The sequence below is a fragment of the Pseudomonas sp. 50_B genome (genome assembly GCF_017491625.1).
GTDB lineage: Bacteria > Pseudomonadota > Gammaproteobacteria > Pseudomonadales > Pseudomonadaceae > Aquipseudomonas > Aquipseudomonas danubii.
In genome coordinates, this window is sequence record NZ_JAFGYX010000004.1 from 59,195 (window position 1) to 75,670 (window position 16,476).

Genomic DNA, 16,476 nt, shown 5'->3' on the forward strand with positions numbered 1-16,476 from the left:
CATGCAACAGACTCTCAACACCCAACTGCTGATCATCGGCGGCGGGCCTGGCGGTTACGTGGCGGCGATCCGTGCCGGCCAGCTGGGCATTTCCACCATCCTGGTGGAAGGCCAGGCCCTGGGCGGCACCTGCCTGAACATCGGCTGCATCCCGTCCAAGGCGCTGATTCATGTGGCCGAGCAGTTTCACCAGACCCGTCACCACAGCCAGAGCTCGGCCCTGGGCATCGAAGTGGCGGCGCCAACCCTGAACATCGGCAAGAGCGTGGAATGGAAGGACGGCATCGTCGACCGCCTGACCACCGGGGTCGCCGCGCTGTTGAAGAAAAACAAGGTCCAGGTGATTCACGGCTGGGCCAAGGTCATCGACGGCAAGACCGTGGAGATCGAAGGCACTGATACCCGCATCCAGTGCGAACACCTGCTGCTGGCCACCGGCTCGAAAAGCGTCAACCTGCCGATGCTGCCCATCGGCGGGCCGATCATCTCCTCCACCGAGGCCCTGGCGCCCAAGACCCTGCCCAAGCGCCTGACCGTGGTCGGCGGCGGCTACATCGGCCTGGAACTGGGCATTGCCTACCGCAAGCTCGGGGTCGAGGTCAGCGTGGTCGAGGCCCAGGAGCGCATCCTGCCGGCCTACGACGCCGAGTTGACCCAGCCGGTGCTGGAGTCGGTGAAGCAGTTGGGCATCAAGCTCTACCTCAAGCACAGCGTGCTGGGCTTCGATGCCGCCAGCAGCAGCCTGCAGGTGCGCGAGCCCAACGGCGACACCCTGAACCTGGCCACCGATCAGGTACTGGTGGCGGTGGGTCGCAAACCCAACACCCAGGGCTGGAACCTGGAAAGCCTGAATCTGGACATGAACGGCGCGGCGATCAAGATCGACCACCGCTGCCAGACCAGCATGCGCAACGTCTGGGCCATCGGTGACCTCAGCGGCGAACCCATGCTCGCGCACCGGGCCATGGCCCAGGGCGAGATGGTCGCCGAGCTGATCGCCGGCAAGCACCGCGAGTTCAACCCGGCGGCGATCCCGGCGGTGTGTTTCACCGACCCGGAACTGGTGGTGGTGGGCAAGACTCCGGACGAGGCCCGCGCTGCCGGGCTGGATTGCATCGTCAGCAGCTTCCCGTTCGCGGCCAATGGCCGGGCCATGACCCTGGAATCGAAAAGCGGTTTCGTGCGGGTGGTGGCCCGAAGTGACAATCACCTGATTGTCGGCTGGCAGGCGGTGGGGGTCGGTGTCTCCGAATTGTCCACGGCGTTTGGCCAATCCCTGGAAATGGGCGCGCGCCTGGAAGACATCGGCGGCACCATCCACGCCCACCCGACCCTGGGTGAAGCGGTCCAGGAAGCGGCGCTGCGGGCCTTGGGCCACGCCCTGCACCTGTAAACACAACCTGTAGCCGCTGCCGCAGGCTGCGACAAGGTCCGCAGGACCTTCCGAGGGCCTCAAGAGCACGTTCTCTTCGAGGCCGATCGCAGCCTGCGGCAGCAGTTACAGGGTTCAATACGGGGATGCGGTAAGCCCCCGGAATGCAGTATTGTTGTGCCCATCCAAAAAAACGTCAGAAGCCTTAAGCCGTTCCGGCGGTTGTTAAGTGATAGAGGGTGTCATGGGTAACGAAAGCATCAATTGGGACAAGCTGGGTTTTGACTACATCAAGACAGACAAGCGCTATCTGTCGCACTGGCGTAACGGCGAGTGGGACGCAGGCACCCTGACCGAAGACAACGTGCTGCACATCAGCGAGGGCTCCACCGCCCTGCACTACGGTCAGCAATGCTTCGAAGGCCTCAAGGCCTACCGCTGCAAGGACGGCTCGATCAACCTGTTCCGTCCGGACCAGAACGCCGCACGCATGCAGCGCAGCTGCGCCCGCCTGCTGATGCCGCAGGTGTCCACCGAACAGTTCATCGAAGCCTGCAAGGCCGTGGTCAAGGCCAACGAGCGCTTCATTCCGCCGTACGGCACCGGCGGCGCGCTGTACCTGCGGCCGTTCGTGATCGGCGTGGGTGACAACATCGGCGTGCGTACCGCGCCGGAGTTCATCTTCTCGATCTTCGCCATCCCGGTCGGCGCCTACTTCAAGGGCGGACTGACCCCGCACAACTTCCTGATCTCCAGCTACGACCGCGCCGCCCCACAAGGCACCGGCGCGGCCAAGGTCGGTGGCAACTACGCCGCCAGCCTGATGCCGGGCTCCCAGGCCAAGAAGGCCAGCTTCGCCGACTGCATCTACCTCGACCCGCTGACCCACAGCAAGATCGAGGAAGTCGGTTCGGCGAACTTCTTCGGCATCACCCACGACGACAAATTCGTCACCCCCAACTCGCCATCGGTACTACCGGGTATCACCCGCCTGTCGCTGATCGAGCTGGCCAAGACCCGCCTGGGCCTGGAAGTGGTCGAAGGCGACGTGTTCATCGACAAGCTCTCGGACTTCAAGGAAGCCGGTGCCTGCGGTACTGCCGCGGTGATCACGCCGATCGGCGGCATCCAGTACCAGGACAAGCTGCACGTGTTCTACAGCGAAAAAGACGTCGGCCCGATCACCCAGAAGCTCTACAAAGAGCTGACCGGCGTGCAGACCGGCGACGTGGAAGCGCCAGCGGGCTGGATCGTCAAGGTCTGATTCGCCCCCTGCTGCACCCCAGCCCGCCCCTGCTTGCCAGGGGCGGGCTTTTTCATGCCTGGAGACTGCAGGATGCCTGCCGAAGGCGGGGCTCCCCCCTCAGAGGCTGATACCGAACGACATCAGCACCTGTTGCGTTCCATCCACCACCAGCAATGCAGCCCGGGACGCCACCAAGGTGTAGAGAAAACTCGTGATCAGCACACAGAGTTCGAAGCAGACGAACATCGGCCAGTCGCTGGCTCGCAGCGGTCGGCCCTGCATGAGCCACTCCATTCGATTGCGTGGCAGGTGATAAACAAGTTCGAAAATCTTCAGCTCGCGAAACTGCTTGATCACCGCGTGTATCACCCCCATCGCAGTGACTATCGCGATACACCAGAACACAACGAACTCAACCCCTTTGTTCCCGTACCCGCCAAGACTGACTGTCTGTTGAAAAAAGGCGAGGCCGACCACCGATACCACAGGCCCAACTACCCAGGCGTAAATCACCAACCCCAGGCTGGCCATGGCCACACCACTGGCAAAGACACTGATGCGAACCACCCAGGCCAGGAACCCGGGGGAAAACTTCGAATAGGCCCTCTGGGTCTCGATCACCAGCAAGGGGATCAGCATGGTCAGCACTCCAACCGCGATGTCCACGACCTTGAACCCGGTCTTGGGCAGCAGCAGCGCCGCCAGGAAGGTCACGCCGCGGCTGCCCACCCGCCACATCATCTTGGCGTCGTCAGTCACTGCCTTCGACCAGAACTCCTCGGTAATGCCCTTGCCGTCATCCACACCGTCATCCATTGACTGCCTGCCTCATTGTTCAAAGCCGCGCATTGTCAGGGAAGGCCCTGGCGTCTGCCCAGCGCTATCGCTGCGCACCTGACCGATCCGCTTGCCTGGCCGCGCTGCCACCTGGCTGGCCTGGCCGTCGCGCTGCTTGCCGTGGCGCGCTTCGCTGATCAACGCCGGAATCAGCGGTCCCTCCGGCAGGTGCTTCCAGAACCGGGTCGGCAAATGCCCCTGCATGACCTTGGGGTTGAGCCGCGCCGGGTTGAAGATGTGGCTGTAATAGGCCAGCCACAGCTCGCTCCCGGGGTCGTCGCCGGCCTGGGCCAGTTGCCGCCAACCAGCGGGGCACTGGCGCTGGTGGTGCAGTTGCTCGCCGTCGAAATACACCCCGTCCCGGGGCGTGGCGATCATCCAGCGGTGGCGCCCCATGCGTCCGATGAAGTGCCGGCTGGCCTGGGCCAGGATGTCGTGGGCCGGTTCGTGCCAGGCCACGTATTCGGGTTGCTCGGCCAGGGATGAACGGCCCTCGGGCAGCCTGACGAAGCGCACGAAGGCATGCAGGTGATGGGCCTCGCGGTCCACCTGCTTGATCCGCCGCTGCAACTCGCTGCCCAGTTGATCGCCGCTGAGCATGGCCGTGCGGTCGCCATGGCTGACCCGCCACAGCACCTCGTAGAGCAGGCTCCAGCGCTGCTCGCCGCGGTAGCAGGCGGCCCGCTGCAACAGCTCCAGCAGGGCCTGGGGAATGCGCGCGCGAAAGGGCCCCGGCTGTTCGGGGCAGCTCTCGTCGCTGGCAAAGAGGTCGGCCTCCCGGGTCCCGGCCCAACTGACCCGGCTCGGATCGATGGAATGACTGAGCAGCCAGCGCGCCTGCTGGCGCCAGGTGTCGAACAGGTCGTCGCAGTCCAGGCTGATCATCCCCAGAGCCCCATCTGCTGCGGTTGCGGCCGGTCCCGCAGTTGCTGGTAGAGCAGCGCACTGCTGGTTTCCGCCTGCTGCGGGTGATAGTCGCTGGTGATGAAGAACGGCTTGGCCTTGCTCAGCACACAGCGCATGCGCGCCAGGTCCTCGAAGCGGATGCGCCGCTCGCGACGCAGCTCCACCAGGCGCTGGGTGGTGCGCAGGCCGATCCCCGGAATGCGCGCGATCAAGGTTGGCTCGGCGCGGTTCAGGTCCAGGGGAAACAGATTGCGGTTCTCCAGCGCCCAGGCCAGCTTGGGGTCGATGTCCAGGGCCAGGTGCCCCGGCCCCTTGAAGAGTTCGTTGGCACTGAAGCCATAGCCGCGCAGCAGGAAGTCGGCCTGATACAGGCGGTGCTCGCGCATCAGCGGCGGCGCGGCCAGGGGCACGCTTTTCGGGCTGTTGGGGATCGGGCTGAACGCCGAGTAATAGACCCGGCGCAGGCGGAAATTGCCGTACAGCGCCTCGGCGCTGTGGAGAATGGTGCTGTCATCGGTGTCGTCGGCACCGACGATCATCTGGGTGCTCTGCCCCGCTGGGGCGAAACGTGGCGCCCGGGGCTCGTTGCGCACGGTCTGCTCGCCGGTATAGATGGTGCCCATGGCCTGCTTGATCGAGCCCAGGTGTTTTTCCGGGGCCAGGGTCTTGAGGCCCTGGTCAGTGGGCAGCTCGACATTGACGCTGAGGCGGTCGGCATAGCGCCCGGCTTGCTCGATCAGCAGCGGGTCGGCGTCGGGAATGGTCTTGAGGTGGATGTAGCCGCGGAACTCGTGCTCTTCACGCAACAGCCTCGCCACCTGCACCAACTGCTCCATGGTGTAGTCCGCCGAGCGGATGATCCCGGAGCTGAGGAACAGCCCGCTGACGCAATTGCGCCGGTAGAAATCCAGGGTCAGGCGCACCACTTCCTCGGGGCTGAAACGGGCCCGGGGCACATCGCTGGAACGGCGGTTGACGCAGTACTGGCAGTCGTAGAGGCAGAAATTGGTCAGCAGCACCTTGAGCAGCGAGACGCAGCGCCCGTCCGGGGTATAGCTGTGGCAGATGCCCATGCCATTGCTCGAGCCCAACCCGCTCTTGCCTTCGGAACTGCGCTTGGGCGCGCCGCTGCTGGCGCAGGAAGCGTCGTACTTGGCGGCGTCGGCGAGGATGCTCAGCTTGTCGATCAGTTGCATGGCGAGGCCCAAATACTGTTTTTATATACAGTACAGAGAGTGCCCCATGCCGTTCAAGCGGTGTTTATCGGCGCCGGCAAAAAAACGCTGATTGCCCTGCCTGCGCCAGCAATCCGGTGCAGGCAGCAAGGGACTGGCCCCTTAGAAGTACTTCAGCCAGTCCAGGTCGCGGCGCCGGGCCTTGAGTCGGGCGAAGCCCCGCACCGGCGGGTACAGGACCAAGGCCAGAAGCAACGTGATCAGCCACAGCCAGCCCAGCGAATCGAAGCCAAAATAGGCCCCTTGATTGCGTCCCAGCAGCGCCACGGCCAGCAGATACAGGCCCTTGAGCACATACAAGTGCAACAGGTAGAAGAACATCGGCGCCGCGCCAAATACGCCGAGCACCCGGATCAAACCGCTGTCCTGCCGTCGCTCCAGGGCCCGCAGCAGAAGCAGCCCGGCGCCCAGGGTCAGGGCGATAAACAGCAGCGACGGCGGGTATTTGGTGATGTTGAAAAAGCTCATCAGGGTTTGCCCCCAGGTCTCGCCACTGACCCAGGGCCGCTCGCCATAGCCGTTAAGCAGCCGGAGCACGATGAACCCCGCCAGCGCCGCCAGCCCCCATCGCAACAGACGCTGCTGTCGCTGAGCGGCTCCGGCTTCGCGGGCGAACCAGGGCCCCAGGGCGTAACCCAGGCCGATCACGCCGATCCATGGCAGCAACGGATAGGAGGTCCGCAGACGCAGCCCTTCGCCCCATTCGATCCAGCCGCGATCATGCAGGATCGCCCAGGGCACGTGCAGCGCCTCGCCCGGGGCGAAATGCAGCCCATCCAGCAGATTGTGCCCGCCGATCAGCAGCAGGCTCAGGCCCAACAACAGCGCCCGAGGCAGCCACAACAGGGCCGACAGCGCCAGCATGCTCAGGCCGATGACCCAGATCACCTGCAGATAGATCAGCGTCGGCGGGATCTGCCCGGTCCAGGCGAAGTTCACCAGGGTCAGTTCCAGCACCACCAGGAACAACCCACGCTTGAACAGGAAAGCGCTGGCCTCGGCCCGATGGCCGTGCTTCTGGGCAAACAGGTAAGCCGAAAGCCCGGTCAGCAGGACAAACACCGGCGCGCACAGGTGTGCCAGGGTGCGGCTGACAAATAGCCCGGGCTCGGTGGTGGCCACGTCCATGGGATCGCTCACCTGCCGGTGCAGGAAGAAGGTTTCCCGCACATGGTCCAGTAGCATGAACAGCATCACCAGGCCGCGCAGGGCATCGATACTCAGCAGCCGGGTGCCGAGGCTCGCGGGAGGGTTGGGTAAAGAACTCATAAGGAGGGATCGCAGCGTCAGGTTCAAAGGGACGGTGCCGGTCTCGCGCCCGGCAAATCGGCCGTTACTTTATAACATCTGGCTGTCTATCCAAAACTCCTTAGCTGTGGCCACGGCCCCAGGCAACAATCGACCCGTAGCGCCGCGCCCGCCAGGGCACGGGCGGCGACGCTGCGCGGCGTTACTGATGCTGGAACTGCACCATGGAACTGACCTGGACCCGAGCCTGCATCTGTTCAGCCCCTCCCCCGCGACGCATGCCGCGCACCGGGCAGGCATCCAGGTAGTCCAGGCCCACCGCCAGTTTCAGGTGACGCTCGGGTCGCGCCAGGCGGTTGGTCACGTCGAAGCTGTACCAGCCGTCGTCGAGCCAGGCTTCGGCCCAGGCATGGCTGGCCAGGTGGCTGGCGTCCTCGGTGCACAGGTAGCCGGAGACGTAACGCGCGGGAATCCCCAGGCTGCGGGCGCAGGCCAGGAACGCGTGGGTATGGTCCTGGCAGACCCCGGCAGCGCCGGCAAAAGCTTCGGCCGCAGTACTGCCAACCCCGGTGGCGCCCGGGCTGTAGGGCATGTGCTCGGCCAGGGCCTGCATCAGCTCGATCAGCGCGGCGCGATCACGGCGCTCGCCGCAATGGCGCCGGGCAAAGTCGCAAAGGGCCGAGTCCGCCTTGCTCAGGTGGCTGCAACGCAGGAACGGCAGCGGCGACTGGCTGTCGCCCTCCACTTCCCGCGTGCCATCGATCTGCACTTCGCCAAAGGCCGTGAGGACAATGGCGCCGTGGGGCTCGTCGAGGGTCATGACATGCAGGATATTGCCGTAGGGGTCGCGCTGGGCGCGCACCTGCCGTGGCAGCTCCAGGTGCCATTGGAGGATCTGCTGACGCTGGCTGTCCTGGGGCGTCAACCGCAGGAACTGGATGCTGGTGCAGACTTCATCGGCGTAGCTGTAGGTCGTGTCGTGACGAATGGACAGTTTCATACCACCTCCAGATAGGACTCATGCACGGTCTGCCCCAAGTGGCGGATCTGCCCGATGCAATCGGTCAGCCACTGGTGCAGGCCGGAATCGAGAATCTCGTTGATCCCGGTGTAGCGCAGGCGCGCATTCAGCTCGGCGGCCAGGCGCTGGGCCGGACGCCCGTTGTCCCCCGGCAAGGTGGCCAGGAGCTGGTCCAGTTCCTCGACACAGGCATGCAGCGAGCGCGGCACATCGGCGCGCAACAGCAGCATCTCGGACACCTGCTCGGCCCCCGGGGCATTGCGGTAGATCTCGTTGAACGCTTCGAAGGACGACAAGGCACGGAGCAAGGCGCTCCACTGGTAATAGCCCCGGGCCGAGTTATCGCTGACTTCCTCGGACTCCTCGCCGAACATTTCATAGCGTGCGTCCAGCAGGCGCAGGGTGTTGTCGGCGCGCTCGATAAAGGTCCCCAGGCGAATGAAGCGATAGGCGTCGTTGCGCATGATGGTGCCGGCGGTGGCGCCGCGGAACAGGTGCGAACGCTCCTTGACCCACTCGCAGAACTGGCTGATGCCGTAGCGCCCCAGGCCATTGCGGGCGATGTTGCGCATCTCCAGCCAGGTGGCGTTGATGTTCTCCCACATGTCCGCGGTGATCCGCCCGCGCACCGCATGAGCATTGCTGCGGGCCGCCCGCAGGCAGCAGTAGATGCTCCCCGGGTTGGTCTCGTCGAGGGCGAAAAAGTGCAGCATGCGCTCGGTGTTCAGTTCACCGTAGCGCTGGTTGTAGTCATCCAGGGTGCCGGCCGCCAGCAACGACATGGCCAGTTCGGCATGGCCGTCACCGCGCCCGGCCTGGGGCATCAGCGACAGCGAATAACTGACCTCGAGCATGCGCGCCAGGTTCTCGGCGCGCTCCAGGTAGCGGGACATCCAGTACAGGTCCGCAGCGGTTCTTGAGAGCATGGTTCAGTCCTCCACTACCCAGGTGTCTTTGGTGCCGCCGCCCTGGGACGAGTTCACCACCAGCGAGCCTTCGCGCAGCGCCACGCGGGTCAGGCCGCCGGGCACCAGACGGGTTTCCCGGCCGGAGAGTACGAACGGCCGCAGGTCGATGTGCCGCGGGGCGATGCCGCTTTCGACAAAAGTCGGGCAGGTGGACAGGGACAGGGTCGGCTGGGCGATGTAAGCCTCGGGGCGAGCCTTGAGGCGGGTGCGGAATTCTTCGATCTCCGCTGCGGTGGCCGCCGGCCCTACCAGCATGCCGTAGCCGCCGGAGCCCTGGGTTTCCTTGACCACCAGGTCCGGCAGGTTGGCCAGCACATGGGACAGCTCGGCGGGCTTGCGGCACTGCCAGGTGGGCACGTTCTTGAGGATCGGTTCTTCGCTCAGGTAGAAGCGGATCATCTCGTCCACATAGGGATAGATCGACTTGTCGTCGGCGACCCCGGTGCCCACGGCGTTGGCCAGCACCACATTGCCGCAGCGATAGGCGGCGATCAGCCCGGGCACGCCGAGCATGGAATCGGGGTTGAACGACAGCGGATCGAGGTAGGCATCGTCCAGCCGACGGTAGATCACGTCCACCGCCTGGGCGCCGGAAGTGGTGCGCATGAACACCCGGTCGTCACGCACGAACAGGTCGGCGCCTTCTACCAGTTCCACGCCCATTTCCCGGGCAAGGAACGCGTGCTCGAAATAGGCACTGTTGAAACGTCCCGGGGTCAGCACCACCACCGTCGGGTTGTCCAGGGGGCTGGAGCTCTTCAGGGTGTCCAGCAACAGGTTGGGATAATGATCGATGGGGGCAATGCGCTGGGCGGCAAACAACTCGGGAAACAGACGCATCATCATCTTGCGGTCTTCAAGCATGTAGCTCACGCCGCTGGGGGTGCGCAGGTTGTCCTCCAGCACGTAGTAGCTGCCATCGCCGTCGCGCACCAGATCGACCCCGGCGATATGGGCGTAGGTGCCCCGGTGCAGGTCCAGGCCCTGCATGGCCACCTGATAGCCTTCGTTGGCCAGCACCTGCTCGGCGGGAATGATGCCTTCCTTGATGATCCGCTGGCCGTGATAGATATCCGCCAGGAACAGGTTCAGCGCCTGGACCCGCTGCACGCAGCCGCGCTCCACCGTGCGCCACTCGCTGGCCTTGATGCTGCGGGGAATGATGTCGAAGGGAATCAGGCGTTCAGTGCCCTGTTCGTCGCCGTACAGGGTGAAGGTGATACCGGCGCGGTGGAACAACAGGTCGGCTTCACGCCGACGCTGGTCCAGCAGCTCCAGGGGCGTGTCCGCCAGCCAACGGGCGAACGCTTCGTAGTGTGGTCGACAGGTGCCGCTGGCAGCGTACATTTCATCGAAAAAAGCGCGGGACATAGCCAACTCCTTGCCGCGATATGAACGGCTTTTTATTTGAACCCTGTGTGTGCGTGACCCGGCTTTAACCTTGAAGGGATGATAGTTCCCCTGTGTGCGAGCACCTCCTGGGCCCACGGTCGGACGGCCCCTGCCGCCCGCTTCACAGAGCGGTAGCAAAGGCTATGCCGCAAATGCCCAAACCACGGCCACTGCGGCATATGGTCTGAAAAACCCCACAAATAGCGACAAATACATTCATAAAAGAGACATCTATCCCCGCCAGGAAGCGGTCTTGGGGACGCCCATGGGGACCCTGCCCGAGTCATGGCAAACGGTTGCGGGCTGAATCGGTGCACAAAGCCCCAGGGAGGATTTTTTTGCCCCGTTATCGGGAGCTTTGCCGGCAATAGGGCGTGCACTGGCCAGCAGCGGCCCCTGAACACTGACCGCCAGCGCACCATCGAGGTTCAAGGCATTGACTGGCCACAGCGAGGATTGGCCGGTCGGCCTTCAGCTGCGCACCGGCAACCGAGCCAGGATCAGCGCCACCGCCTGCTGCGGCGACAGGCTCGCACTGTCCAGGCGCAAGGGCGACTGCGCCCAGGCCTGGTAGTCGTGATCGAGTACCGACTGCCAACTGGGCGCTTGCAGCCCCGGCACATCCACCTGCCGGGTCTCGACCCGCCGTCGATGTTCCCGGGGGTCGGAACAGATCACCTCGACATCCAGCAGGAGCACTCCCAGTCGCTGCGCCAGATCGCTCCAGGCCTGACGACTTTCGGCCACGGGATTGACGCAATCGGCCAGCACCGAGTTGCCCAGGGCCAGATTGGCCTCGGCCAGTTGCAGGGCGATCTGGTAACCGGCCTTGCCGACCTCTGCCAGGCCGGCATCGCGCAGGCCCTGCTCGATGCTGTCGATACGCAGGTAGGTGGCTCCCAAGTGGGGAGCCAGGGTGCGAGCGATGGTGGTCTTGCCGGAGCCCGGCAATCCGCTGAATACGATGAGCATGCAAGGCCCTGGCTGGAACGTTGGAGGGCAAGCTTCAACGCAATCGCCGTCGACGTCCAGCGCGGGACCCTCCAACACCGCAGAGCAGTGTCAGGGAAACACTAAAGGTTGCTCGGCCGGGATGCTTCGCGGCCAGGACAACAGTGCGCTTTCCGACATCGGCCGGGCGTACCAGTACCCCTGGGCCATGACGCAGCCTATTTCCAGCAGCAGGCGCCGCTCGAGCTGGGTTTCCACCCCCTCCACCACCAGGCACATTTCCAGGTTGCTGGCTAAGGCCAGGGAGGCACCGACCACCGCGCGACAGCGGGGCTGACGCACCAGTTCACGGACAAAATGCGCATCGAGCTTGATCTGGTTGAACGGCAGTTCGCACAGGCGCTGCAAGGAGGAATAGCCGGCGCCGAAGTCGTCGATGGCCAGGTTGCACTCCATCATCCGCAGACGCACCAGGTTTTCCAGGCTGATGGCCGGCGCCTGCACCAGGCCCACCTCGGTGATTTCGAACGTCAGCAACCGCGGCGGAACCTGATGCCGGTCGATGGCCTGACGGATGTGCCTGACGATGTCACCGCTGGCCAGTTGTCGGGGCATCAGGTTGAACGCCAGCTCCAGTTCTTCACCCTGGTCCAGCAGCCGGCGCTGCAGGGCCATGCTCTGGTCAAGCTGCTGGTGGAGAACCTCGTCCAGCAGGCCTGCGGCCTCCAGCTCATCGAGAAAGGCCGCCGGCGCCAGGACCCCGCGCTCGGGATGGCACCAACGCATCAGCACTTCGGCGCCACAGCAACTGGCGTGGCGCAGGTCGAACTTGGGTTGGTAGTAGGCGACGAACTGGCCCTGCTCGACGCCCCGCTGCAGGTCTTCAAGGCTCACCGGGGCAAAGTGCCGGGACGGTGCCGGAACCTGTTGCTGATGGCGCTGCTGATACAGTTCGAGCATCGCCTGCAAGGCTTCCAGGTCCGCCGGCTTGCCCACGTCCCCCAGGACGATCAACCCATGCAGGCTGATCATCTGCAACACTGCGCGACGCAGATCGGACTCAATCAGGCTGTAGAGAATCACCGCCCGCACCAAGTGCTCCTCACTGGCTCGCCGCAAGAACTCCAGGCCGTCCATGCCCGACATCTGCAAGTCGCACAGAACGATGTCCGCCGCACCGCGCTCACGCAGCAGGTTCAGGGCACTGTCCCCATCGGACGCCGCCAATGGCTGAGCTACATCCAGGCGTCGCAATTGCTCCAGGGCCAGTAGTTGCTGCGCCGGATGGTCTTCAAGCACCAATATTTTCAGGGTATTCACGCGCGGCTCCAGGGTGAGCGGCGACTGCCCAGGGGCCCGATAACGGATCGCTAGGCACCTTCTGTGGTGCTAACCGACAGAAGTATCGCAAGGGTGCAGATAGACACAAGCGTATCGCCAACCGAACGCGGGTCAAGACAAAGGCCCTACCTTCGGTCCGCCAGCCTTGACGGGCTTGCCCAAGCCCGAGCAACTCAGGAAAATAGGCCCGTTTCGCGCTCTTCCTTGATCTATATTGATATCCAGCATTGACGATCAGCCCTTGTGCGGCGGTCAACTCAGCCAGCCCAGTTCCTCCTCGACTCATCCTTGTGCCGTTCTTCGATCAGGAGCCCCGATGCCCCGCTTCCTCCTGCCAACGCTGATATGGCTGGCATGCTTTCCCGCCTTGGGAGACACAGCAACTCCCTTGCAACTGCTCAACTATGAATCACCCCACCACCATGAATTGCCCTTGACCAACGATGATTGGCAATGGCTGCGCAACAAGCGCGAACTGGTGCTGGGCACCTCGCAGCAGAACCTGCCACCGCTGGAGATGGTCAACGAGTCCAGGGAATACGAAGGCATCACCGCAGACTACATCGGCCTGCTGGCGGACGCTCTGAGGGTGAAGATCAGCGTCCGCGCCTATGACAACCGCGAACAGGTCTTCAAGGCCCTGGCCAAGGGTGAGATCGACTTCATGGGCAGCGTGACACCGGTCGATGCCCAGCAACATCAGCTCCTGCGCAGCCAACGCTACCTGGTCAATCGCCCGACGCTGGTGGCCCGCCTCGGGGACTCTCCATCGCTGAAAAACGGCTTGCAGGGGCGTCGCCTGGCCATTTCCCCGGACACCATCAGCCTGCCCGTTGCCCGGGCCATGTACCCCAAGGCACAGATCGAAGGCTACGACAGCACGGATGCCGCCATGGCCGCCGTGGCCTTCGGTGATGCCGATGTGCTGCTCAGCGATGCGGTCTCGGCGCAGTTCCTGATCTCGCGCAACTACAGCGACTACCTGCGGATCATCTATAGCGGCCCCGCGAGCATCCCGGGTTTCGCCTTCGCCGTGAACCCGGACAACCAGCAGTTGCAACGCCTGATCGACAGTGCGCTGCAAGCGATCCACAAGGAACAGGACATCAGCATCCGCAATCGCTGGGGCGACCGCCTGCTGCTGAGCATGGAAAAAACCGATCTCACGGCCGACGAACAACGCTGGATCGAAAACAACCCCGTGGTGCGCATCGGCATCCACCGCTATCTGCCACCGATGTCCTACTTCGACGCCGAAGGCAATTACCTGGGGATTACCTCCGACCTGCTGGCCATGCTGGAGACCAAGACCGGGCTGAGTTTCGAGATCGATGCCATGCCCAGCTTCACGGACCTCAACAACGCCGTACGCGAGGGCCGGGTGCAGATGGTGGCCGATCGAGCCCGCAACCCCGAGCGCGAAGGCTACTTGCAATTCACCCGCCCCTACCTGGTCGGGCCCTACATGTTGATCACTCGCGACGCTCCCGATGCGCCGAAAACCCTGGAAGAAATGGCCGGCAAGACCCTGCTGATCGGCAGCGGCCATGCCCTGGTGCCGCTGCTGCGCCAGCGCTATCCACAGATCCGGGTCAAAGAAGTACAAACCAACTTCGAAGCCCTGGCCCTGCTGCGCGACCACAAGGGCGATGCTGCGGTGCAAGCGGAAATCGCCGTCAGTTTCAACTTGCCGCGCATCAAGCAAGACCAGCTCAAGGTCCGATCGGCCCTGAACCTGCCGCTACTGAACGAATCCTTCGGCGTGCGCAGGGACCAACTGGAGCTGTTCAGCATCATCGACAAGTCCTTGCGCAGCATTTCTCCCGACGCCATTACCGAGCTCAATAATCGTTGGCGCTCCAAGGCCGCTGTCGTCCCTCCTTCCTGGCGCGACTACCGCACCACCCTCTACCTGGCGGGTGCCGTCTGCGTGCTGTTGCTGCTGATCGCCCTGGCCTGGGGCTATGCCATGCGCCGCCAGGTCAGCCAGCGCGAACGGGCCGAGCATGCGCTCAACGATCAAATGCGCTTCATGGACGCGCTGATCAACGGCACGCCGAATCCGATCTACGTGCGCGACCTCGAGCGGCGCCTGGTGATCTGCAATGACAGCTATCTCAAGACCATGGGCACCGATCGCGAGAGCGTGCTGGGCAGCAACCTCGAACAGTTGGCGGTGCCCGAAGCCGGTCTGTTCGCCAAAGATTTCCAAAGCATCCTCGACGGTGGCCCGCCGCTGCTGATCGACCGCACCGTCCATATCCGCGGGCAGCAGACGCAGATCTACCACTGGATGCTGCCCTATCGAAATGCCCAGGGCGAAATCCTCGGCATCATCGGCGGCTGGCTGGACATCAGTGAGCGCCAGCAACTGCTGGACGAACTGACCCAGGCCAAGAACGACGCCGACAAGGCCAACCGCGCCAAGACCACCTTCCTGGCCACCATGAGCCATGAGATCCGTACCCCCATGAGCGCGGTCATCGGCATGCTGGAACTGGCCCTCAAGCGTGCCGACCAGGGCCAGCTCGACCGCAGCTCGATCGAGGTGGCCTACAGTTCGGCCCAGGGCCTGCTGGAGTTGATCGGCGACATCCTGGACATCGCCCGGATCGAAAGCGGACGCCTGAGCCTGAGCCCCGAACGGGCCAACCTGCGGGATCTGGTGGAGTCGGTGTTCCGGGTCTTCGATGGCCTGGCCCGGCAAAAGGGCCTGCGCCTGGAGCTGGATCTGGACAGCAGCGTCAATGGCGACGTGCTGGTGGACCCACTGCGCTTCAAGCAGGTGCTGTCGAATCTGCTGAGCAATGCGATCAAGTTCACCGAACACGGCGGGGTGCAGATCCGTTTGCAGGCCGAGGGTGACGATGCGCAACTTTTGCCCCTGCTGCTGACCGTCAAGGACACCGGGATCGGCATCGATCCCGACGACCAGCAACGGCTGTTCCAGCCCTTCAGCCAGGTGCCAGGGCAACATCAGAACGCCCGCTCGGGCACCGGACTGGGGCTGGTGATCTGCCGCACGCTCTGCGAAATGATGGGCGGCCAACTGCGTCTGGAGAGCCAGCCGGGCGTCGGCACCCTGGCCCGGGTGCAGGTGCAGTTGAATCGCCTCGACCCACTGCCCGATGCCCCGCCTGCTGTAGCGCAAGCCACCCCGTCGGTCGCCGCCAGGGCACCGCTGCATATCCTGGTGGTGGACGACAGCCAGGCCAATCGCCAACTGCTGTGCGAACAACTGCGCTTCCTGAACTATTCATTGAGCCAGGCGCAGAACGGCGCCGAAGCCTACAAAGTCTGGCAGCGGGAAACTTTCGACGTGGTGATCACCGACTGCAACATGCCGGTGCTGAACGGCTATGAACTGACCCGACAAATCCGTGTTGCCGAACAGATCCAGGGCCGGCCGCCGGTGCAGATCTTCGGCTTTACCGCCAACGTCCAACCCGAAGAGGAACAGCGTTGCCGGGACGCCGGCATGAATGGATGCATCTTCAAGCCTATTGCCCTGCCGGAACTGGACCGCCGTCTGCGAGAACTGCCCGCCCTGCCCCGCTTGCAACTCAAGGCCAACAGTGAGCGCTTCGACATCCAGCAACTGGACCACCTCACCGGCGGCAACCCAGCATCCATTCAACGGGTGCTCAAGGGCTTGCACCAGAGCAACCAGCAGGACTTGAAGCAGATCCGCGGGTTGCTGGCCAACCCCGACAACAAAGGCGTGACCGACCTGGCTCACCGTATCCGCGGCGCGGCGCGGATCATCAATGCCCAGGCCCTGATCGATGAATGCGAATACCTGGAGAAGGCCTGCCGCGAAGGCGCGAATGCCGGCCAGATCAAGACGGCATTGACGCGATTGGAGCAGGCCATGGTGGGGCTGGATCGTGACTTGCTGGAGTCCGTGGTGCCCGATTGAGCAGCCCTGGCATCAGCTGATCGCACACTCGGGCACCGCA

12 protein-coding genes are annotated in these 16,476 nt (G+C 63.9%); 3 read left to right on the forward strand and 9 right to left on the reverse strand.

The annotated features are described in order from the left end of the window. Position 1 precedes the first annotated feature (1 nt). Both lpdA and J5M73_RS06990 read left to right on the forward strand, forming a co-directional pair. Positions 2-1,393 (forward strand): dihydrolipoyl dehydrogenase, encoded by a 1,392-nt coding sequence (gene lpdA, locus J5M73_RS06985; RefSeq protein ID WP_102864400.1) that lies wholly within the window; start codon positions 2-4, stop codon positions 1,391-1,393. A 223-nt stretch (positions 1,394-1,616) separates the two neighbouring features. Then, positions 1,617-2,636, forward strand: coding sequence for a branched-chain amino acid aminotransferase (locus tag J5M73_RS06990; protein ID WP_015635266.1), 1,020 nt, complete (start codon positions 1,617-1,619; stop codon positions 2,634-2,636). Between the two features lie 99 nt (positions 2,637-2,735). On the opposite strand, the gene J5M73_RS06995 is transcribed toward J5M73_RS06990, so the two are convergent. The 9 genes from J5M73_RS06995 to J5M73_RS07035 all read right to left on the reverse strand — a co-directional run bounded on the left by J5M73_RS06995 (position 2,736) and on the right by J5M73_RS07035 (position 12,496). After that, complete coding sequence (locus J5M73_RS06995; RefSeq protein WP_102864399.1) at positions 2,736-3,434, reverse strand: hypothetical protein; 699 nt, start codon at positions 3,432-3,434, stop codon at positions 2,736-2,738. A 12-nt stretch (positions 3,435-3,446) separates the two neighbouring features. Beyond that, positions 3,447-4,340, reverse strand: a complete 894-nt coding sequence (locus J5M73_RS07000) for a TIGR03915 family putative DNA repair protein (RefSeq protein ID WP_207815236.1) — start codon at positions 4,338-4,340, stop codon at positions 3,447-3,449. Next, positions 4,337-5,557 carry a putative DNA modification/repair radical SAM protein gene (locus tag J5M73_RS07005; protein ID WP_102864588.1) on the reverse strand — a complete coding sequence of 407 codons (1,221 nt, stop codon included), beginning with the start codon at positions 5,555-5,557 and terminating at the stop codon, positions 4,337-4,339. Before J5M73_RS07005 ends, J5M73_RS07000 begins: the two co-directional genes overlap by 4 nt. 141 nt (positions 5,558-5,698) lie before the next feature. Continuing rightward, complete coding sequence (locus J5M73_RS07010) at positions 5,699-6,865, reverse strand: heparan-alpha-glucosaminide N-acetyltransferase domain-containing protein (protein WP_102864397.1); 1,167 nt, start codon at positions 6,863-6,865, stop codon at positions 5,699-5,701. Positions 6,866-7,046: 181 nt separating this feature from the next. Then, entirely contained in the window at positions 7,047-7,844 is a 798-nt protein-coding gene (locus tag J5M73_RS07015; protein ID WP_102864396.1) for a transglutaminase family protein, read from the reverse strand. Beyond that, positions 7,841-8,791, reverse strand: coding sequence for an alpha-E domain-containing protein (locus tag J5M73_RS07020; RefSeq protein ID WP_102864395.1), 951 nt, complete (start codon positions 8,789-8,791; stop codon positions 7,841-7,843). Before J5M73_RS07020 ends, J5M73_RS07015 begins: the two co-directional genes overlap by 4 nt. 3 nt (positions 8,792-8,794) lie before the next feature. Continuing rightward, a complete protein-coding gene (locus tag J5M73_RS07025; RefSeq protein ID WP_102864394.1) occupies positions 8,795-10,204 on the reverse strand; it encodes a circularly permuted type 2 ATP-grasp protein in 1,410 nt (469 codons plus the stop codon). 492 nt (positions 10,205-10,696) lie between these two features. After that, positions 10,697-11,197 (reverse strand): AAA family ATPase, encoded by a 501-nt coding sequence (locus tag J5M73_RS07030; protein ID WP_102864393.1) that lies wholly within the window; start codon positions 11,195-11,197, stop codon positions 10,697-10,699. A gap of 90 nt (positions 11,198-11,287) precedes the next feature. Beyond that, complete coding sequence (locus tag J5M73_RS07035) at positions 11,288-12,496, reverse strand: EAL domain-containing response regulator (protein ID WP_102864392.1); 1,209 nt, start codon at positions 12,494-12,496, stop codon at positions 11,288-11,290. Positions 12,497-12,833: 337 nt separating this feature from the next. Between J5M73_RS07035 and J5M73_RS07040 the strand changes: the two genes are divergently transcribed. Next, positions 12,834-16,436, forward strand: a complete 3,603-nt coding sequence (locus tag J5M73_RS07040; protein WP_102864391.1) for a transporter substrate-binding domain-containing protein — start codon at positions 12,834-12,836, stop codon at positions 16,434-16,436. The last annotated feature ends 40 nt before the right edge of the window (positions 16,437-16,476 follow it).

What these genes read in the sequence shown, in the direction of transcription:
- lpdA (WP_102864400.1), top strand. Translation starts at nt 2, where the DNA reads ATGCAACAGACTCTCAACACCCAACTGCTGATCATCGGCGGCGGGCCT.
- J5M73_RS06990 (WP_015635266.1), top strand. Translation starts at nt 1,617, where the DNA reads ATGGGTAACGAAAGCATCAATTGGGACAAGCTGGGTTTTGACTACATC.
- J5M73_RS06995 (WP_102864399.1), bottom strand. Translation starts at nt 3,434, where the DNA reads ATGGATGACGGTGTGGATGACGGCAAGGGCATTACCGAGGAGTTCTGG.
- J5M73_RS07000 (WP_207815236.1), bottom strand. Translation starts at nt 4,340, where the DNA reads ATGATCAGCCTGGACTGCGACGACCTGTTCGACACCTGGCGCCAGCAG.
- J5M73_RS07005 (WP_102864588.1), bottom strand. Translation starts at nt 5,557, where the DNA reads ATGCAACTGATCGACAAGCTGAGCATCCTCGCCGACGCCGCCAAGTAC.
- J5M73_RS07010 (WP_102864397.1), bottom strand. Translation starts at nt 6,865, where the DNA reads ATGAGTTCTTTACCCAACCCTCCCGCGAGCCTCGGCACCCGGCTGCTG.
- J5M73_RS07015 (WP_102864396.1), bottom strand. Translation starts at nt 7,844, where the DNA reads ATGAAACTGTCCATTCGTCACGACACGACCTACAGCTACGCCGATGAA.
- J5M73_RS07020 (WP_102864395.1), bottom strand. Translation starts at nt 8,791, where the DNA reads ATGCTCTCAAGAACCGCTGCGGACCTGTACTGGATGTCCCGCTACCTG.
- J5M73_RS07025 (WP_102864394.1), bottom strand. Translation starts at nt 10,204, where the DNA reads ATGTCCCGCGCTTTTTTCGATGAAATGTACGCTGCCAGCGGCACCTGT.
- J5M73_RS07030 (WP_102864393.1), bottom strand. Translation starts at nt 11,197, where the DNA reads ATGCTCATCGTATTCAGCGGATTGCCGGGCTCCGGCAAGACCACCATC.
- J5M73_RS07040 (WP_102864391.1), top strand. Translation starts at nt 12,834, where the DNA reads ATGCCCCGCTTCCTCCTGCCAACGCTGATATGGCTGGCATGCTTTCCC.